Annotated in this window: 17 protein-coding genes; 4 read left to right on the top strand and 13 right to left on the bottom strand. The window is 58.7% G+C overall.

The features are described from left to right. Positions 1 to 52: 52 nt before the first annotated feature. From folK to thpR, 6 genes are all read right to left on the bottom strand, one after another. Positions 53 to 532: a 2-amino-4-hydroxy-6-hydroxymethyldihydropteridine diphosphokinase gene (folK, locus tag ABEH87_RS10260; protein WP_346576285.1), complete on the bottom strand. Its 480-nt coding sequence runs from the start codon at positions 530 to 532 to the stop codon at positions 53 to 55. Continuing rightward, a complete protein-coding gene (pcnB, locus tag ABEH87_RS10255) occupies positions 529 to 1,950 on the bottom strand; it encodes a polynucleotide adenylyltransferase PcnB (RefSeq protein WP_346576686.1) in 1,422 nt (473 codons plus the stop codon). The genes folK and pcnB overlap by 4 nt, the downstream gene beginning before the upstream one ends. 58 nt (positions 1,951 to 2,008) lie before the next feature. Continuing rightward, a complete protein-coding gene (gene gluQRS / locus ABEH87_RS10250; RefSeq protein ID WP_346576284.1) occupies positions 2,009 to 2,917 on the bottom strand; it encodes a tRNA glutamyl-Q(34) synthetase GluQRS in 909 nt (302 codons plus the stop codon). A gap of 82 nt (positions 2,918 to 2,999) precedes the next feature. Continuing rightward, positions 3,000 to 3,455: an RNA polymerase-binding protein DksA gene (gene dksA, locus ABEH87_RS10245; protein ID WP_062747161.1), complete on the bottom strand. Its 456-nt coding sequence runs from the start codon at positions 3,453 to 3,455 to the stop codon at positions 3,000 to 3,002. 274 nt (positions 3,456 to 3,729) lie between these two features. Next, positions 3,730 to 4,434 carry a DNA/RNA nuclease SfsA gene (gene sfsA / locus ABEH87_RS10240; RefSeq protein WP_346576283.1) on the bottom strand — a complete coding sequence of 235 codons (705 nt, stop codon included), beginning with the start codon at positions 4,432 to 4,434 and terminating at the stop codon, positions 3,730 to 3,732. 9 nt (positions 4,435 to 4,443) lie between these two features. Next, the gene (gene thpR / locus ABEH87_RS10235; protein WP_346576282.1) at positions 4,444 to 4,971 is read right to left on the bottom strand and encodes an RNA 2',3'-cyclic phosphodiesterase; all 528 of its coding nucleotides are present in this window, start codon (positions 4,969 to 4,971) and stop codon (positions 4,444 to 4,446) included. 76 nt (positions 4,972 to 5,047) lie between these two features. Between thpR and hrpB the strand changes: the two genes are divergently transcribed. After that, on the top strand, positions 5,048 to 7,498 hold the full coding sequence (hrpB, locus tag ABEH87_RS10230) for an ATP-dependent helicase HrpB (protein WP_346576281.1): 2,451 nt from the start codon (positions 5,048 to 5,050) through the stop codon (positions 7,496 to 7,498). A 27-nt stretch (positions 7,499 to 7,525) separates the two neighbouring features. Here hrpB and ABEH87_RS10225 read toward each other — a convergent pair whose 3' ends face one another. The 7 genes from ABEH87_RS10225 to ABEH87_RS10195 all read right to left on the bottom strand — a co-directional run bounded on the left by ABEH87_RS10225 (position 7,526) and on the right by ABEH87_RS10195 (position 13,144). Beyond that, complete coding sequence (locus tag ABEH87_RS10225) at positions 7,526 to 8,218, bottom strand: amino acid ABC transporter permease (protein ID WP_346576280.1); 693 nt, start codon at positions 8,216 to 8,218, stop codon at positions 7,526 to 7,528. Positions 8,219 to 8,236: 18 nt separating this feature from the next. Next, on the bottom strand, positions 8,237 to 8,944 hold the full coding sequence (locus ABEH87_RS10220; RefSeq protein WP_346576279.1) for an amino acid ABC transporter permease: 708 nt from the start codon (positions 8,942 to 8,944) through the stop codon (positions 8,237 to 8,239). 70 nt (positions 8,945 to 9,014) lie between these two features. Then, a complete protein-coding gene (locus tag ABEH87_RS10215) occupies positions 9,015 to 9,845 on the bottom strand; it encodes a transporter substrate-binding domain-containing protein (RefSeq protein ID WP_346576278.1) in 831 nt (276 codons plus the stop codon). 14 nt (positions 9,846 to 9,859) lie between these two features. Further along, a complete protein-coding gene (locus tag ABEH87_RS10210; RefSeq protein ID WP_346576277.1) occupies positions 9,860 to 10,600 on the bottom strand; it encodes an amino acid ABC transporter ATP-binding protein in 741 nt (246 codons plus the stop codon). Between the two features lie 35 nt (positions 10,601 to 10,635). Beyond that, positions 10,636 to 11,205, bottom strand: coding sequence for a peroxidase-related enzyme (locus ABEH87_RS10205; RefSeq protein WP_346576276.1), 570 nt, complete (start codon positions 11,203 to 11,205; stop codon positions 10,636 to 10,638). Beyond that, complete coding sequence (locus tag ABEH87_RS10200) at positions 11,202 to 11,684, bottom strand: hypothetical protein (protein WP_346576275.1); 483 nt, start codon at positions 11,682 to 11,684, stop codon at positions 11,202 to 11,204. The genes ABEH87_RS10205 and ABEH87_RS10200 overlap by 4 nt, the downstream gene beginning before the upstream one ends. Continuing rightward, on the bottom strand, positions 11,681 to 13,144 hold the full coding sequence (locus ABEH87_RS10195) for an NAD(P)/FAD-dependent oxidoreductase (protein WP_346576274.1): 1,464 nt from the start codon (positions 13,142 to 13,144) through the stop codon (positions 11,681 to 11,683). Before ABEH87_RS10195 ends, ABEH87_RS10200 begins: the two co-directional genes overlap by 4 nt. Before the next feature lie 178 nt (positions 13,145 to 13,322). Between ABEH87_RS10195 and ABEH87_RS10190 the strand changes: the two genes are divergently transcribed. The 3 genes from ABEH87_RS10190 to ABEH87_RS10180 all read left to right on the top strand — a co-directional run bounded on the left by ABEH87_RS10190 (position 13,323) and on the right by ABEH87_RS10180 (position 17,988). Further along, positions 13,323 to 14,285: a LysR family transcriptional regulator gene (locus ABEH87_RS10190; RefSeq protein ID WP_346576685.1), complete on the top strand. Its 963-nt coding sequence runs from the start codon at positions 13,323 to 13,325 to the stop codon at positions 14,283 to 14,285. 183 nt (positions 14,286 to 14,468) lie between these two features. Next, positions 14,469 to 17,009, top strand: coding sequence for a bifunctional glycosyl transferase/transpeptidase (gene mrcB / locus ABEH87_RS10185; RefSeq protein ID WP_346576684.1), 2,541 nt, complete (start codon positions 14,469 to 14,471; stop codon positions 17,007 to 17,009). A gap of 265 nt (positions 17,010 to 17,274) precedes the next feature. Continuing rightward, complete coding sequence (locus ABEH87_RS10180) at positions 17,275 to 17,988, top strand: phosphatase PAP2 family protein (RefSeq protein WP_346576683.1); 714 nt, start codon at positions 17,275 to 17,277, stop codon at positions 17,986 to 17,988. Positions 17,989 to 18,347: the final 359 nt, after the last annotated feature.

Raw genomic sequence — 18,347 nt, 5'->3', positions numbered from 1 at the left:
GCGTATCTTAATGGAAGGAGAGGGTGGTGCAAAGAGGGGATGATGTCTGAGCTTACCAGCGTGAGATGGCACGGGTATCAAGGTGGGCCAGAACATCCGCCAGCTTTGTGCCATCGGGCAGGCACAGTCCGGGAGCGATCTCCAGCAGGGGCAGCAGCATAAAGGCACGGTTGTGCATATCGTAATGCGGCACCGTCAGGCGCGGCGTGTTCAGCGTCTGGCTGCCAAACAGCATAATATCGAGATCGAGAGTTCGTGGCCCCCAGCGGTGGGCTTTACGCACGCGTCCCTGTTCCAGCTCGATGCGCTGGGTATGGTCAAGCAGGGCTTCCGCATTCAGAGCAGTATCCAGCGCAACGGCAGCGTTGAGAAAATCAGGCTGATCCGGCGGGCCGTAAGGGGGGGTGCGGTAAAGGGAAGAGGTGGTCACCAGCGTGGTATCCGGGATGGCCGCCAGCGCATTCAGTGCAGACTGCACCTGATGCAACGGGTCGGCCAGATTACTGCCCAGCGCCAGATAAACGCGGATCATGCGTCGTTGTTATTATCGCGGCGTGGAGCACCCGGTACGCGTTTGCGCGGGCGGCGGGTGCGGCGGCGCGGAACCGGATCGTCACCCAGGGTGTTGAGCATGGTTTTCTGCTGCGGTGGCGCAGAGACCTGGAACTCGCTCCACCAGGTGGTGAGACGCTGCAGCTCGTGGTTATTTTCCACTTCGGCGCGCAGCGCCAGCAGGTCGTAAGCCGCACGGAATTTAGGATGCTCCATCAGCTTCCATGCGCGCTTGCCGTGACGGCGTGACAGGCGAAGCTGCAACGTCCAGATGTCACGCACCAGCGTGGTAATGCGTTTCGGGATAGCCAGCGAACGGCAGGCTTCATCCAGCACGTCGTTCATCGACAGTGCAAAGGCATCGTAATAGGCCAGGCCGCTTTCCTGGGCAATTTTCTGCGCGGCTTCAAGCTGCGGATACCAGAACATGGCTGCAAACAGGAAAGCCGGATTGACGCGCATCTGGTTGTGGATGCGGTTATCGGTGTTTTTCAGCACCTGCAGGATCATGCGTTCCATATTACTGTCACTCTGCTCGGTGAAGTAACGCGTCAGGATCGGGAACAGGGGCTGGAACAGCTGATATTCACGCAGTTTCAGGTAGGTATTGTAGCCATAACCGGCCTGCAGCAGTTTGAGGGTTTCCTCAAACAGACGCGCTGGCGGGATATCGTTCAGCAGGGTCGCCAGACGCGGGATCGGTTCGCCGGTCTCGGCCGCAACGCTCATATTCAGCTTGGCGGCGAAGCGCACCACGCGCAGCATTCGCACCGGATCTTCGCGATAGCGCGTTTCCGGGTCGCCGATCATACGGATAATACCCTGCTGCAGGTCGCTCAGACCGCCGACGTAATCGCGCACGGTAAAATCGGCCACGCTGTAATACAGGCTGTTAATGGTCAGATCGCGACGCTGGGCGTCATCTTCAATCGAACCGAAAATATTGTCGCGCAGCAGCATGCCATTCTGGCCGCGCTGCGAGCTGTTGCGGTCTTCGGCAACCTGCTGTTCGGCTTCGTGGTGGCCACGGAAGGTGGCGACCTCGATAATTTCCGGGCCAAACATCACGTGTGCCAGACGGAAACGGCGGCCAACCAGGCGACAGTTGCGGAACAGCTTGCGCATCTGGTCCGGCGTGGCATTGGTGGTCACATCGAAGTCTTTCGGTTTTTTACCCAGTAGCAAATCGCGCACGCCGCCGCCTACCAGGTAGGCTTCATATCCGGCTTTATTCAGGCGATACAGCACCTTGAGGGCATTTTCACTGATGTCCTTGCGTGAGATATTATGGGCGTCACGCGGAACGACGGCCATCTGACGCACTTCCTCGATTACGGCAGGCGCCACCTCATCACGGCTGAGGACTTTACGGCAAAAATTAGCAACTCGGGTAAAAATGGGACACCTCGATAGTGACATTGAAATCTGGTCGGTAAAAACAGCGGCTAATCATAGCTCAGAGTGAACCGTTTGAGAATGCCGAAGTCGCCGTATGCGCCAGCTTGGTATCGTTAATTGGGATTTTTGCGCACTCCCAGCGTCCAATGGCCTGCTGTAAGAGCTGTTCAAGCGTCAGATCCTGCCAGTCTTCAGACACCGACTGGCCGAGAAAACGCAGTGCCTCCACCAGTACCGGACGGGCATCGCCTGCGGGCAGCGCCGGGGCATGATTTTGTTTCGACAGTTTATTACCGTCGTGATTCAGCGCCAGCGGCAGATGCAGATGGCGGGGGGCGACCCAGCCAGACTGTTGATACAGCGCAATCTGACGCACCGTCGGCTCGATCAGATCCGCACCGCGCACCACCTCGGTGATGCCCTGAAAGTGGTCATCCACCACCACGGCCAGGTTATAGGCGAACAGGCCGTCGCGGCGGTGAATAATAAAATCTTCGCGGGCGAGCCCGGCATCAGCCTGCACAACACCGCGCCGTTCATCGTAAAACTCAACCACCGGGTGTACGACGCGTAAACGAAGCGCGGCCCGATCGGGACCGTGACCCAGCGTACGGCAGTGGCCGTCATACAGACCGCCGATCTGCTGAATACGGCTGCGGGTACAGGTGCAATAATAGCTGTGCCCCTGCTGTTGCAGGTCGTCGAGCGCGGCGCGATAGACCTCATGGCGCTGTGACTGCCACAGAACGTCGCCGTCCCATTCCAGTCCGTAATCTTCCAGCTGATGCAGAATGCGCGAGGCGGCACCGGGGACTTCACGGGGAGGGTCGATATCTTCGATGCGTACCCGCCAGAGGCCTTTGTGAGCGCGAGCCTGTAGGTAACTGCCTAGAGCCGCTATCAAAGAACCAAAATGCAGGTCGCCGGACGGGGAAGGGGCGAAGCGCCCAATATACGATGATGGCATAGATGATGGCATAAAAGAGAAAGATCGGCAGTGAAGCGGAAGCGGTCGTCGTTTCCTGCTTCACTGCACAATCAATGAGCCGTTAACCGGCCATTTGTTTCTCGCGGATTTCCGCCAGCGTTTTACAGTCAATGCAAAGATCGGCGGTAGGACGCGCTTCAAGGCGACGAATACCGATTTCAACGCCACAGGATTCACAGTAGCCAAAATCGTCATCCAGCACTTTCTTCAGCGTCTTCTCGATCTTTTTGATCAGTTTGCGCTCACGGTCGCGGTTACGCAGTTCAAGACTAAACTCTTCTTCCTGAGTGGCACGGTCAGCCGGATCAGGGAAGTTAGCGGCTTCATCTTGCATGTGCGAAACAGTGCGATCCACTTCATCCCGAAGCTGGTTACGCCAGGCTTCAAGAATTTTCTTGAAGTGCTCCAGCTGGGCTTCGTTCATATACTCTTCGCCTGGCTTCTCTTGGTACGGCTCCACCCCAGCGATGGCGAGAATACTCAGGGACGATGTTTTACGGTTTTGCCCTTCTTGCATGTTGTTTCTCCTGGATAACACGCACTATACCCTTGAATTTTTCCAGACCTTTACTGCTCCGGCCGGACAATTAAGGAATATCTATCCCCGTTGGGGAAAAAAACAGGCCGCTATAAATAACAGAAGCGATTAAGGTTAGCAATTATTCCTGATCGTGCCTTGACAAGCCTGTGAGGAAAAGCGTATTCGGTGCCAAAACTCACACGCCTTAAAACAGCCACTCAACGTCTGACCAGTCTGTATTGCGGCGTATCAAAGCAAATTGCATCAGGTTTTACAACTCCACCGTGAGGGCATTTTGTAGCACAATCCCCTGCGGTGATAACTGTGCCTTATAGCAGAGGATTTCTACACCACTCTGCTGTGCCTGTGCCAGTAGTTCCGCGTAGCGTGCATCGATGTGACGCGCGGGGGAAACGTCCTCAATCCCCGAATGCAGAACGGCGAAGAACAGTACCGCCCGCTGGCCAGATTGCGCAATCTGCATCAGTTCGCGCAAATGCTTCTGACCCCGCGTGGTCACCGCATCCGGAAAATACCCTTTACCCTGCTGTAACAGCGTCACGGATTTGACTTCAATATAGCAGTTACTGCGATTATCTGCCTGTAACAGGAAATCAATCCGGCTGTTTTCACTGCCATATTTCACTTCAGGCAGCAGCGTATCGTAACCGCAGAGCTCGGGAATAAGAGCGGCGGTTAGTGCTTCACGCACAAGACCGTTTGCGCGTAACGTATTCACGCAAATCCAGTGCCCCTGCTGAGTTTCGGTTAACTCCCAGCTGTGCGGGTATTTCCGCGTCAGGCTGGCAGAGGTCGAATACCAGACCGTATCGCCTGGCGTTGCACAGCCGGTCATTGCGCCGGTATTGGCGCAGTGAATGGTCAGGGCTTCCCCTTGCGGCGTCACAACGTCGGCGAGAAAACGCTTATAACGTTTTATCAGCCGCGCCGGCTGTAAAGCGGGAAAAAATTCCATAGGAATTCCTTATCGTAGTGTCCAGCCCGCTATCTCCTGATAGCGGGTACGCCCGCGGGCAAAGTGAGACTGAAACAGCACAAAGCGCCCGACGGGTAGCGACCAGTGAAAATTGCGCGGCGGCAGCGATAGCGGCGTCAAAGCGTTACGCAGTAATGTGACATGCGGATGAAACGGCTGCGCACTTTGAAAGCATCCGCTGCGCGCTGCCTGCGAACGTAATAATTCCGCCAGCTGCAACAGCCCGCGCGCCGCCTGGCGTGGACCGAGCCACACCACGCCGGAGCGCGGCCAGTGGCCGGCATCATCCAGCGTCAGCGTAAACGGCGGCTGCCGGATGCGACCGGCCAGCTGCATCAGCGCCTGCTGTTTAGCCGCGCTGACCTCACCGAGGTACGCCAGCGTCAGATGCAGGCTGTCAGCGCCCACCGGTCGCCCGGCATCGGCGGGAAAGGTCTGCGCACGCCACTGGATAATCTGTTGTTTGCATTCATCCGGCAGCTCAAGGCCGAAAAACAGCCGTTTTTGTTCGCCCATGGCGTCCTCCGGTAAATCAACAGCGGGAATGCTACAATGCCCGCCCCTTTAAGACCATGCTGTTATGGAGCATAACGTGAGTTCATTACCGGTCAGTGCCGTGCTACCCGAGCTGTTAACGGCGTTGCAGACTTCATCCCAGGTGCTGCTGGCGGCTCCCACCGGGGCCGGGAAATCCACCTGGCTGCCGTTACAGATCCTGCAGCAGGCCGGGTTCAGCGGGCGTATTCTGCTGCTGGAGCCGCGCAGGCTGGCGGCGCGAAACGTGGCGCAGCGGCTGGCTGAACTGCTGGGCGAAGAACCCGGTGCGACCGTCGGTTACCGCATGCGCGGCGAGAGCCGCACGGGCAAGGGAACCCGGCTGGAAGTGGTCACCGAGGGCATTCTGACGCGCATGCTGCAACAGGATCCGATGCTGGAAGGGGTTTCGCTGGTGATCCTTGATGAATTCCACGAGCGCAGCCTGCAGGGCGACCTGGCGCTGGCGCTGCTGCTCGACGTGCAGGGCGGCCTGCGCGATGACCTCAGGGTGCTGATTATGTCCGCCACGCTGGACAATGCCCGGCTGCGCGAATGGCTGCCGCAGGCACCGCTCATCAGCTCGGAAGGGCGTTCATTCCCGGTCGAACGCCGCTATCAGCCGCTGCCCGCACAGCTGCGTTTTGACGAGGCGGTGGCCCGCCAGGCCAGCCAGCTGCTGCGTGAGGAGTCCGGCTCAATGCTGCTGTTCCTGCCCGGCGTGGCTGAGATTCAGCGCGTGCAAACCCAGCTGGCGCAAAGCGTCGCCAGCGACGTTGACCTCTGCCCGCTTTACGGTGCGCTGTCGCTGGCGGAGCAGCGCCGGGCGATCCTGCCCTCCCCGGCAGGGCGGCGTAAAGTGGTGCTGGCGACCAATATCGCAGAGACCAGTCTGACCATCGAGGGCATCCGCCTGGTGGTGGACAGTGCGCTGGAACGCAGCGCGCAGTTTGACGTGCGCAGCGGAGTGACCGGCCTGCAAACGCAGCGCGTCAGCCAGGCGTCGATGACCCAGCGCGCCGGGCGTGCGGGGCGACTCGAACCCGGTATCTGTCTGCATCTGATGGCGAAAGATCAGGCCGAGCGCGCCGCAGCGCACAGCGACCCGGAGATCCTCACCAGCGACCTCGCCGCGCTGTGGCTCGATCTGTTGCAGTGGGGCTGCCAGGATGTCAGCCAGCTGAAGTGGCTGGATGTTCCTCCGGCCGCCGGGATGGCGGCGGCGCGTCAACTGCTGCACCAGCTGGGCGCGACGGACGACGCCGGCAGACTGACGGCTGACGGGCGTAAAATGGCGTCGCTGGGCAGTGAACCCCGCTTTGCTGCGCTGCTGATAGCCGCCGGGAATGATGCCGATGCGGTGGCGACGGCGGCGGAGCTGGTCGCGATGCTGGAAGAGCCGGTACGCGGCAGCGCCGACCTGCGCGACAGTTTCCAGCGTCGTCTGCCACAGTGGCAGCGCCGCGCACGGCAGCTGCAGCAGCGGCTGAATATCAGCGGAGGACGCGTGAACGACGATCTTATCGCCCCTCTGCTGGCAGCGGCGTTTCCCGACCGGGTGGCGCGGCGGCGCGGCATGGATGGCCGTTACCAGCTCGCCAACGGCAGCGGCGCGGCGCTGGACCGAGAAGACGGTTTAACGCGCTATGAATGGCTCATCGCCCCTGCTCTGTTGCAGGGTAACGGCCAGCCCGATGCGCGCATTTTGCAGGCGCTGCCGCTGGATATTGACCGCCTGATTGGCCAGCGTCCGTCGCTGGTACAACAGCAGACCGAAGTGGAATGGGACGAGGACAAAGGCACGCTGCGCGCCTGGCGTCGTGAGCAGATTGGTCAGCTGGTGCTGAAATCGCAGCCGCTGGCAAAGCCCGAAGAGGGCGAGCTGCACGCCGCCATGCTGCGCTGGGTGCGCAGTAAAGGGCTGTCGGTGCTTAACTGGACACCGCAGGCCGAACAGCTGCGCCTGCGGCTGGTCTGCGCCGCGCAGTGGCTGCCGGAAGCCGGCTGGCCCGATGCGCAGGAACCTGCCCTGCTGGACGCGCTGGAACAGTGGCTGCTGCCCGCCATGCGCGGCGTGCGCGATGCCAAAGGCCTGCGTCAGGTGGATATCGTCAGTGCTTTACTCTCGCCGCTGAGCTGGGCGCAGCGTCAGCAGCTGGATTCGGCACTGCCGACGCACTATGTGGTGCCGACCGGCAGCCGGTTACCGATCCATTACCATCAGGATAAACCCCCGGCGCTGGCGGTGCGGCTGCAGGAGATGTACGGTGAGGCGCAAAACCCCAGCGTCGCGCACGGCCGCGTGCCGCTGGTGCTGGAGCTGCTATCCCCGGCCCAGCGTCCGCTGCAGATCACCCGCGATCTCGCGGGGTTCTGGTCAGGCGCATACCGGGAAGTGCAGAAAGAGATGAAGGGGCGCTATCCCAAACATCTGTGGCCTGACGATCCGGCAAACACCCTGCCGACCAGCCGGGTGAAACGCTTTTCGCCCGCGGCCGGTAAAAAGTGATCCCTGCCGCCGGGGCAGGCGGCTGGCTCAGGTTCGGATCCTGAGCGCCGCCTCCAGCCTGTCAGCGACTTTGGTGATGACCCAGGCAATGGTCATATAGAACACCACCGCCACAAGGAACGCTTCGAGATAGTAGTAGTTCAGCGCGGCCGTCAGCTGCGCCTGAGCAAAGATATCCACCACTTCAATAGCAAAGGCGAGAGAAAGCGCCTTCATGATCACCATGAAGGAGTTTGCCAGGTCGGGGATGGCCGCAATGATCACCTGGGGAAACAGCACCCGGCGGAACAGCTGGAAGTTGGAATAGCCCAACGACTGCGCCGCCTCTGACTGACCGTGATCAAAGGAGTTCAGTGCCCCTTTGATCACCTCGGCCTGGAACGCCGCCACGCAGGCCGTCAGGGCGACGATGACGATCACCCAGTTCGGCATTGAATGACCGTTATAGTCAATGCCAATCAGGGAGGCGCTGAAATGCAGTGCCGGGGGCAGACCGTAGTAGGCGAGGAAAATCATCACCACCATCGGCACGCCCTTAAAGGCCACCTTATAGACGATCACCAGAGGGTGCAGCAGCGGAATGCGGCGATATTCCACCAGCGCAAACAGGCCACCCACCAGCGTGGAGAAGAGAAAAATCGTTACGGCCATCATCAGTGTTAACGGCACAGCGTCGAGGATGCTGAGGAAATCCGGCAGCAGCACATCTAAATCAAACATAGTTATTCCCTTCTCTTATCAGAGACTCGCCGTGAGCTTTATTCTGGACGGAGCGGTTTTCGACGTGTACCGGGCGAGACGGCGTTCAAAGAAGCGCACAATCAGCCAGGAAATCAGGCACAGCAGCGAATAGATCACGCCCAGCACCAGGTAGGTGCCAAACTGGTACTGGTTGTAGTCACGCTCCATTACCAGATGCGCCGTCGCCATGATATCGGCCGCGCCGATATACATCACCAGCGCCACGTTGTGGATCATGTAGATCACGGCATTGCCGTAGCCGGGCAGGGCGATATGCAGCGCCTGCGGTCCCGCCACGCGGGTGAGTTTCTGCCAGAAGCTGTAACCCAGGCTGTCTGCCGCATCGTGCTGCCCACGTTCAACCGCCAGCCAGGCCGGGCGGATCACCTCTGACAGATAGCCGCCGTGATACAGGCTCAGCCCGACCATCGACGCCAGCGTCGGGGTGACAAAATCTTTCATCCCAAACACGGCGACAAACACCGGCAGCCCGTAGAAGGCGACGAACAGTTGCAGCACCACGGGCACACTGCGGGCGTAGGAAACATAAAGGTCCGCCAGCTGGCTTAGCACCGGTATTCTGCGAACCCGGAACGTTGTGGCAATCAACGCCAGCACAAAGCCGACGATCAGCGCCACAAACATAATCGCGAGCGTCAGCGGCAGGGCCGAGAGTAGCTCTGGGATCATGGTGGTGAGATCCATAGTGAAACACTCCTGATAATGAGTTCAGCATTGACCGCTGACCCGGCAGAGTACCGGGCCAGCGTCAGGGTTATTTCATATATTTAACAACATCTTCGCCAAACCACTTCTGCGAAAGCTTGTCCAGCGTGCCGTCGGCTTTCAGCGTTTTCAGCGTTTCGTTGATGTCATCCGCCAGCTTTTGATTGTCGTCGGAGCGGTGGATCAGCACATAAGTATTGTTGATTGAGACCGGCTCGCTCGCTTTGATGTCGAGTTTCTGATTGTCGATCACCGTCTGCTCGCCGAGGTTTGACGGCAGGATCAGCGCATCATATTTGCCGCGCTGCACCTCTTTCAGGCGGTCCGGGTAGGGGATACCCGCGCTGGAAGCAGAGATTTTCACCGCAGAGTCCGGGTTCTCCTGCTGCCACTGGGTGACAAATTTATACACGCCTCCACCTGCGGTGACCGGCACAATCTTCTTACCCACCAGATCTTTCATCGTATTGATGTTGCTGTCTTTACGGCTGTAGATCTTCATCAGGCTGGCCCCCATCGGGGTGGCCGGGATCAGGAACTGTTTGCTGCGCGCCGGGGCGGTGTAGAAGCCGCCGGTGGCCATATCATATTTGCCGGTGGCAAGGCCGGTTTCCTGAGCAATATCGGCGGCCCCCTCCAGCACAAAGCGGTATTGCGGCAGCTTAGCGTTGATCGCTCTGAGCAGATCCGGCTCGTAGCCCTGTGGCTCATGGCCGATGGCTCCCCAGGAGAGCGGCTTGGACTCTGCCGCCGTGGCGACTTTAATGGTGCGGACCGGCGTCTGGGCAGAGACGGAACTGATGCCTGATGCCGCGAAGGCGACACCGCCCAGTAACGCGAGGGTCAGGCGACGACGGAAGGTAGACGTGTTTGCAGGCATTTTTATTATCCTTATTAGTAAAGTGAGTGTTCGGATTGCAGGAACTGCGCGAGCCGTGGACTGGCGGGCGTGTCGAAAATCTCTGCCGGGCTTCCTTCGGCCGCAACGACGCCCTGATCCATAAAGACAATGCGGTTAGAGACATTTTTAGCAAACTGCATCTCATGGGTGACCAGCAGCGAGGTGATGCCGGATGACGTCACGTCTTTGATCACTTTCAGCACTTCGCCTACCAGCTCCGGATCCAGGGAGGAGGTCGGTTCATCAAACAGGATCACATCCGGCCGGACCGCCAGCGCCCGCGCGATGCCGGTTCTCTGGAGCTGCCCGCCGGAAAGCTGCGACGGATAGCGATCGTGCTTGTCAGACAGCCCGACGCGGTCCAGCTCCTCCAGTGCAATTCTGCGCGCCTCGTCAGCCGATTTGCGCTGGACGACGATCAACGGGTCCATGACGTTCTGCAGCACCGTCATGTTTTTGAACACGTTAAACTGCTGGAATACCATCGCCGTACGCAGACGGATCGCCTGTACGGCGGCTTTGTCCACCGCCTGATAATCCATGCGGATCTGGTCGAAGGTAATGTGCCCGGAGGCGGGTTTCGCCAGCGAGTTAATGCAGCGCAGCAGCGTGGTTTTTCCCGTGCCGCTGGGGCCAATAATCGACAGCACATCCCCGCGTTTTACCGAGAGATTGACGCCTTTCAGAATCGGCGTGTTGCCATAGGCGAGCTTAATATTTTCAAGTTCAAGCATGGTGATCGATTTCCTTGCGCAGCGCTGGCGTTACGTTACTTCAACCCGCTATCGGCATGGCCGAGAACGTGCATCAGGCGGTTTGCCCAGCCGAAAATGGAGATGGCGTGAATCAGGTCGACGATATCAACGTCGTTCATGCCCGTGGCCCGCAACCCGGCGATATCCTCTGCCGTGGCCTGCGACGGTACCGCCGACAGACGACGGGCAAAGCGGTAGATGGCCGCATCGCGTGGGCCAAGTTGCTCTGGCTGGTCGAAATAGAGGGCGCTGACCACGTCGTTGCTTTGGGTCAGATGCGCGTGGCGACGGGCATGGACCACGGCGCAGAACTTACAGCCATTGACGATGGAAGCACCCAGCGCACCCAGTTCGCGGTCGGGGTGCGGCAGACCGCCGTCCACATACATAATGGCGTTGAACAGCACGGTGCGGGCGACATAGCTTTCCGGGTCGTGTGCCAGCGTGCGCACATACGGCGAAATCTTCTTGTTGGACGGCGTGACCTTCATCGCCTCAATCTGCGCCGGCGTGGCTTCTGCAACCTCAACCGGGGCGATGTACGGATGCCAGGTCAGTGGCTTCAGGGTGACGGAAGGGATCATGGCAACCTCATCAGGCGCAGCCCGCTGGCCACTCTGGTCTGGAAGTTGACGAAGGCGATCAGCTCGGAGAGTGCGACGATTTGGGGGTTATTCCATCCGGCACTGGCCAGCCGGGTAATGGTTTCCGCTTCGGCTTTACCCGGCGTCAGCGTGACCAGATCAACGTGGCGCGCCAGGGTTGCCAGCGGCTCGCTGCTGACGCTGGCGCCACGGGCAAAGGCCAGCAGTGCGTCATCCGGCGTCAGCGCCGCCAGCTGCGACGCATAGTCTGCCATCAGCGGCGCATCGGCGTTCAGCGTCGCGATGCGCAGGGCGACGGCCAGCCGCCAGTCTGTAGACAGCCCCTGATCGTTTTCCGGCTGTAATACGGAGAGGCGACACAGTTCGGCCCCCCCGACGAATTCCGGGCGAAAGCGCCGGGTCTGATACAGCGCATCATCCGCCGTCAGGCCCGCAGCCTGGTCGATAGCATCAGTCACAGTGCGTTGTCCTTATCAAGTTGGGGAGTGGAGTCAGTCCATTCATCCCCCTGAAGTTCAGGGATGTCGTAAGCCTGGAGGCTGGCAAAGTGCGCCTCAACGTCTTCAGCAAATAACGCGGCGCTGATACCGCGCACCAGCCGGTCGGCTCCGGCGCTGACCGCCGGGATATCGCCGGACACCTTGCCGTGCGTCAGCATCGCAGCGTCGTTGAAGCAGTGAATACGCGCCAGCATCGGGCAGGCACCGGGCACGCGTTCGCGGAATTCAAACGCCGGGCCGAGATCCGGTGATGCCAGCATTTCCGGGCGCGCTGTACCCATCTCTGCGCGGTAACGGCCATCCGACCAGGTGCGGATATGCGGCGCCAGCGCGGCAAACTCCGGTCGTCCGCTAAAGTCGTTGGAAAAACCGGTGGCGGCAATCAGGAAGTCGTAGCGCAGCGTTCCGTGAGGCGTGTCAATCAGCAGCGCTTCCCCTTCCTGCCTGACGGACCTGATAGCGCAGTCGAGCAGGAAGCGGGCATTGGTATGACGGGATACGCGCAGCGTTGAGGAGCGCGGAGGCGGCGTCTGGGTCGTGGCGGTGTAATCAACAAATTTCCACTTCCAGCCATCGGGCAGCAGATGCATGCCGTGGACCACGCCCTGACTGCCGATGCCGGTCATCTTGTTGATACGCGGCATCGCCTGACGGCGGATCAGCAGGTCAACCGAATCGGCACCCGATTCCAGCGCCGTAGCGGCATTATCCATGGATGAGGCACCGGCCCCGATCACGGCCAGACGCTTGCCCCGCAGCGCGGCAAAATCGATATCAGCAGCAGAGTGCGCCCACAGGTGGCGGTCAATCCCCTGCAGAAAATCAGGAACGGCAACGCCGCCGAGACCTGAGCGACCGGTCGCCAGCACCAGATGGCGGGTGAGTACCCGGCCGGTTTCCGCCCCGGCAAGATCGAGAGCGATAAGATCGTCAGCGGCGCTGATGGCGGTGATGCGCACGTTATTGCGCACCGGCAGCGCCAGCACCTGGCGATACCAGATCAAATATTCCATCCACTGATCTTTCGGGATCTTATCCAGCGCTTCCCAGGCCGCTGCTCCCCACTGTGCCGTAAACCAGGCGCGGAAGGTCAGCTGCGGCAGGCCGAGGGCCGGACCGTGCAGCGTTTTCGGCGAGCGCAGCGTTTCCATGCGCGCAAACGTCACCCAGGGGCCCTCCCGCCCGGCGGGTGCGGCATCATAGGCAACGATATTACTGATGCCGCCGAGGATCAGTTTTGCGCTGGCGGCAAGGCCACACATCCCGGCACCGATCACCACCACGTCACGCACGGGGGTTCCGTGATGCTCGCGGGCGGGCACCCAGGGTTTGGCGGGCAGTTCCAGCAAAGACAAATCCTCAGCCAGACGCTGTTCAAGCGCGTCTAAACCAGTTTTGTTAGTCACCTCTGCGGACATGATCTGGCCCCTGTTTGTCGGTGTTTAAGTGAGAAAAAAAGGAATGACTAATTATATGAAAAATGCATTATGAATGAGTTTGTATGTGCTTTCTTAATACTAATTAATAATTAGCTTATTCGAAAATTGCACATGATAATTGTTGCTGCTGAAAATTAAGGATACCCGGATGCAGAACATGGCTTCACTCAACGATCTTGATCTTCGCCAGTTACAGGCTTTCTCGGCGGTCATTTCGTCTGGCAGTGTGACGGCGGCAGCGAAAGTTTTGCAGCGCTCTCAGCCGGCAGTCACGCGGCTGATTCAGGATCTGGAAACCACACTCGGTTACCCACTGTTCTTACGCAACGGGCCACGTATCTATCCGACCGAGCAGGCGCTGCGTCTGCACGAATATGTGGAAACGGCGCTGACCTCTCTGCAGCAGATCCGTCTGCGTGCCAATGAAATCTGGAAAGAAGAGAAAACCCCGCTGCTGATTGCCGCCACGCCATCAATGTCTTCCGGGCTGCTGCCGCTGGCGCTGGCGCAGGTGAAGCTGGATGATGCGGTACAGATCCTTAGTGATTCCGCTGAGCAGACGGCGCACGCCATTATTACCGGTCAGGCGGAGCTGGGGATCAGCAGCCTGCCGCTGGAGCATCAGGGAGCGCAGGTTCACTGGATTGGGCAGTCGCGCTGTGTGATTGCGCTACGGGAAGACGACCCGCTGGCAGAGAACAGCCAGGTACGGCTGAGCGATCTGGCGTCGCGCAAGCTGATCACCCCCTATAATCCTTACCGCCTGCGCCGCCGCTTTGAGCAGGTGTTACGCCGGGCGAAGGTGAAACCAGCAGGCGTGATTGAAACTAACTCGTCGGTGAATATCCTCTCGTGTATTCGTTCAGGGTTAGGGGTGGCCATTCTTGAACCGGTGACCGCCTTTGGCCTGCCCGTGACGGGCGTGGCGATACGGCAGCTGGACGTGGACATCCCTTACTACTTTGGCGTGACCACTCCGCAGTCCAGACCGCCACGCCCCAGCGTGCTGGCGTTAATTGATGCGCTGCAACAGGCCGCTGCCAGCCTGCTGCCGGAGTTTGTCTGCCTGGAGGCGAGTGAACATGCGCGGGTCATTCAGTCATTACACCAGGATAAATAATTTTTTGTGCAAACCACGCAATAGATGTAAACAATTCAGGATTAAGCCCGTCAGTAATAAATGGTATTCTGTCGCGCTTGCGTGCGGGGCTAACCCCTTTCAGAAGGTTCTGGTTCCGCAATTGCCGTTGTACGACGAGAGTAGTCGGCCTGGCCGATGCCTGCCCCTGGAGAAATGAAAGACATGTCTGACGATCGCGAACCTATCGGGCGTAAAGGAAAACAGCCCCAGCCTGCGCGTAATAAAGCGGGGCGTGGTCGCCGCAGGGAAGAAGAAGAGTACGATGACTATGACAATCAGGACGATGACGATCTGGATGAGGAAGAGGTAACCCCAATGCCACGTAAAGGAAAAGGACGCGCACCGCGTAAAAGAAGAGGCTGGATTGGCCTGCTGTTTAAGCTGTTCCTGATTTTCGCCGTGGTGATGGCCATTTATGGTTTCTATCTTGATTCGCAGATCCGCAGCCGTATTGATGGCAAAGTCTGGCAGCTTCCGGCCACGGTGTATGGCCGCATGGTCAGCCTTGAGCCAGGCATGTCGTACAACAAAAAAGAGATGATTGCGCTGCTGGAAGGGACGCAGTACCGCGAAGTGACGCGCATGACGCGTCCCGGCGAGTTTACCGTCCAGGCCAACAGCATTGAGATGATCCGCCGTCCGTTTGACTTCCCGGACAGCAAAGAAGGGCAGATCCGCGCGCGCCTGAGCTTTAATGGCGATCAGCTGAGCGACATCAAGAACCTTGATAACGGGCGCAGCTTCGGCTTCTTCCGCCTCGACCCGCGCCTGATCACCATGTTGCAGTCACCGAACGGTGAACAGCGCCTGTTTGTGCCACGCGCCGGGTTCCCGGACCTGCTGGTGGATACGCTGGTGGCAACGGAAGACCGCCACTTCTATCAGCATGACGGCATCAGCCTTTATTCGATTGGCCGTGCTTTCCTCGCCAACATTACCGCCGGGCGCGCGGTGCAGGGGGGCAGTACGCTGACCCAGCAGCTGGTGAAGAACCTGTTCCTGACCAATGAGCGTTCGCTGTGGCGTAAAGCCAATGAAGCCTATATGGCGCTGATCATGGATGCGCGCTACAGCAAAGACCGCATTCTTGAGCTGTACCTCAATGAGGTGTATCTCGGTCAAGCCGGCAACGATCAGATCCGTGGCTTCCCGCTGGCGAGCCTGTACTACTTTGGTCGTCCGGTGGATGAGCTGAGCCTTGACCAGCAGGCGCTGCTGGTGGGCATGGTGAAAGGAGCCTCGCTGTATAACCCGTGGCGTAATCCTAAGCTGTCGCTGGAGCGCCGTAACCTGGTGCTGCGTCTGCTGCAACAGCAGAAGGTGATCGACCAGGAGCTTTACGACATGCTCAGTGCCCGCCCGCTTGGCGTGCAGCCGAAAGGGGGGGTGATTACCCCGCAGCCGGCGTTTATGCAGATGGTGCGTAACGAGCTGCAGGCGAAACTCGGTGACAAAGTGAAGGATCTTTCCGGCGTGAAAATTTTCACCACGCTGGATTCGGTCTCCCAGGATGCCGCCGAGAAGTCGGTGGAAGACGGCATACCGGCACTGCGTAAGCAGCGCGGCGTCAACGATCTGGAAACCGCGATGGTGGTGGTTGACCGCTTCAGCGGCGAAGTTCGCGCCATGGTTGGCGGTGCCGACCCGCAGTTCGCGGGCTATAACCGTGCCCTGCAGGCGCGCCGTTCTATCGGGTCACTGGCTAAACCGGCGACCTATCTGACGGCGCTGAGCCAGCCGGATAGCTACCGCCTGAATACCTGGATTGCCGATAACCCGATTGCGCTGAAACAGCCGAACGGACAGCTGTGGAAGCCACAGAACGATGACCATCGTTTCAGCGGCCAGGTGATGCTGGTGGACGCGCTGACCAACTCCATGAACGTGCCAACGGTGAACCTGGGTATGACGCTGGGCCTGCCGCAGGTGGTGGATACCTGGACGAAGCTGGGCGTACCGAAAGATCAGCTGCAACCCGTTCCGGCGATGCTGCTGGGCGCGCTGAACCTGACGCCTGTTGAAGTTGCTCAGGCCTTCCAGACGATTGCCAGCGGCGGCAGCCGGGCACCGCTGTCGGCGCTGCGCTCCGTGATTGCAGAAGATGGCACCGTGCTCTATCAAAGCTTCCCGCAGGCGGAGCGCGCGGTTCCGGCGCAGGCGGCTTACCTGACGCTGTACACCATGCAGCAGGTGGCTGACCACGGTACGGCGCGTGCGCTGGGTGCGAAGTTCCCGAAAGCGATGCTGGCTGGTAAAACGGGCACCACCAATAATCTGGTCGATAGCTGGTTTGCCGGGATTGATGGTAAAGAAGTGGCGATTACCTGGATTGGTCGTGATAACAACCAGCCGACCAAACTTTACGGGGCCAGCGGTGCGATGCAGCTTTATCGTCGCTATCTGGAAAACCAGGCACCGATGCCGTTAAACCTGACGCCGCCGGAAGATATTGCGCGTATGAACGTTGATTCAGCGGGTAACTTCGTCTGTGGCAGTGCCAGCAGCAGCTGGCGCAGCCTGCCGGTCTGGACCACCGACGCTAATGCGCTTTGCCAGCAACAGCAGCAGCAGATTCAGCAGCAGCAGCAGATGTTACAGCAGCAAAATAATCAGCAGCCGCAGCAGGGTCAGCCGCAGCAGCAAAATGAGCAGAAAGACGGCGACGGCGTAGCGGGCTGGATTAAAGATATGTTCGGTAAGTAACGCCTGTTATTGATTGACCTAAAAAGCCGGGAAACCGGCTTTTTTTATGTCTGTTATCTGATGCATGTGGAAAGTGATTTATATTCAATTAATTGAATAAGTTACAGTTTTTGATTTTAAGTGCCAAAAGTATCCAAATAGATCCCATTAAAAGATAATTGAGATCCGGATATCATTATTAGCGTTGCCTTTCAGTGAGGATAAGCCTGCTTTTACTCATATAAAGGGAACTTCAATGAAACCATACTTCTTATTCTCTGGCCTGATGGTGGGCGGTGCTTTACTGACAGTGGCCTCTGTACAGGCTTCAGCTTCTGCGCCGGAAATGACGCCTTTCCATACCCAGGCACAGGCGGTAGACAGCCATTACTATCTGCCGCCGCCGCCCAAAGACGGCAGCCCGGCCTTGACCTACGATAAAGCCGCCTATCAGGAAGGCTATGCGATGAAGGGGACGCCGCGCTGGCAGCAGGCAACGCAGGACGCCAATCTGCATGTCGATAATATGGCGAAAATCTTTTCTCCGGTGCTGGGGGTGACGATCAGCGCCAGCAAAACGCCGGCCACGTGGAGCATGTTGCAGAATCTGCTGATCATGGGCGGAGATTATGCCCCCGACGCCGCGAAAAAATTCTACATGCGTACCCGTCCTTTCGTGGTGTTCCACCATCACACCTGCCAGCCTGCTGATGAAGCCGTACTGCGTAAAAACGGTTCTTATCCGTCCGGCCACACCAGCTACGGCACCCTGCTGGCGCTGGTGCTGTCTGAGGCAAAACCTGAGCGGGCTAAGGAGCTGGCTAAACGCGGCTATGAGTTTGGTCAGAGCCGGGTGATCTGTGGCGCGCACTGGCAGAGCGATGTGAATGCCGGGCGCTATGTGGGCGCGATGGAGTATGCACGTCTGCAAACGGTCACCGCATTTATCGAACAGGCAAAACAGGTTAAGGCTGAGTTAAATTCAGCTGCCGCTGAATAATACCCCCGCACTTACTCTCCAATTGTCCTTAGCGGAAGCGGCCGAAAATGGCCGCTTTATTTATCAATGTATTGTCATCTTTTGCTGCAGCTGGCCGCAAACTGTTTTTCCTTTGGTGGCACGACACTCATTCCCAGCGCGATAGCCGATGATGAGCTACAGCCTGGCGGGGTGCTGCACGATCTTCCGCTATGAATCAATTTCTGATCTCGCACAAAATCGTGGATGTGGCTGACAGGTAAACTCTGCCCGCAGCCGCGCCCGGCGTGGCTTTTCCCTTGCGGAACGGGCTTTGTTTCGCATATTATCCGAGCGTTATAATAATAATTATCGTTTCGTTTCACATTCAACAAACTTTG

This window comes from Erwinia sp. Eh17-17 (assembly GCF_039675725.1).
Taxonomy (GTDB): Bacteria; Pseudomonadota; Gammaproteobacteria; order Enterobacterales; family Enterobacteriaceae; genus Erwinia.
This window is presented reverse-complemented; position numbering and strand designations above follow the sequence as displayed.

Bases quoted from the DNA above. Each gene is read 5' to 3' on its own strand.
- mrcB (WP_346576684.1), top strand. From the start codon at position 14,469: ATGTCTGACGATCGCGAACCTATCGGGCGTAAAGGAAAACAGCCCCAG.
- folK (WP_346576285.1), bottom strand. From the start codon at position 532: ATGATCCGCGTTTATCTGGCGCTGGGCAGTAATCTGGCCGACCCGTTG.
- ABEH87_RS10215 (WP_346576278.1), bottom strand. From the start codon at position 9,845: ATGCCTGCAAACACGTCTACCTTCCGTCGTCGCCTGACCCTCGCGTTA.
- thpR (WP_346576282.1), bottom strand. From the start codon at position 4,971: ATGGGCGAACAAAAACGGCTGTTTTTCGGCCTTGAGCTGCCGGATGAA.
- dksA (WP_062747161.1), bottom strand. From the start codon at position 3,455: ATGCAAGAAGGGCAAAACCGTAAAACATCGTCCCTGAGTATTCTCGCC.
- ABEH87_RS10220 (WP_346576279.1), bottom strand. From the start codon at position 8,944: ATGGATCTCACCACCATGATCCCAGAGCTACTCTCGGCCCTGCCGCTG.
- ABEH87_RS10190 (WP_346576685.1), top strand. From the start codon at position 13,323: ATGGCTTCACTCAACGATCTTGATCTTCGCCAGTTACAGGCTTTCTCG.
- gluQRS (WP_346576284.1), bottom strand. From the start codon at position 2,917: ATGCCATCATCGTATATTGGGCGCTTCGCCCCTTCCCCGTCCGGCGAC.
- ABEH87_RS10195 (WP_346576274.1), bottom strand. From the start codon at position 13,144: ATGTCCGCAGAGGTGACTAACAAAACTGGTTTAGACGCGCTTGAACAG.
- ABEH87_RS10210 (WP_346576277.1), bottom strand. From the start codon at position 10,600: ATGCTTGAACTTGAAAATATTAAGCTCGCCTATGGCAACACGCCGATT.
- ABEH87_RS10225 (WP_346576280.1), bottom strand. From the start codon at position 8,218: ATGTTTGATTTAGATGTGCTGCTGCCGGATTTCCTCAGCATCCTCGAC.
- ABEH87_RS10205 (WP_346576276.1), bottom strand. From the start codon at position 11,205: ATGATCCCTTCCGTCACCCTGAAGCCACTGACCTGGCATCCGTACATC.
- sfsA (WP_346576283.1), bottom strand. From the start codon at position 4,434: ATGGAATTTTTTCCCGCTTTACAGCCGGCGCGGCTGATAAAACGTTAT.
- ABEH87_RS10180 (WP_346576683.1), top strand. From the start codon at position 17,275: ATGGTGGGCGGTGCTTTACTGACAGTGGCCTCTGTACAGGCTTCAGCT.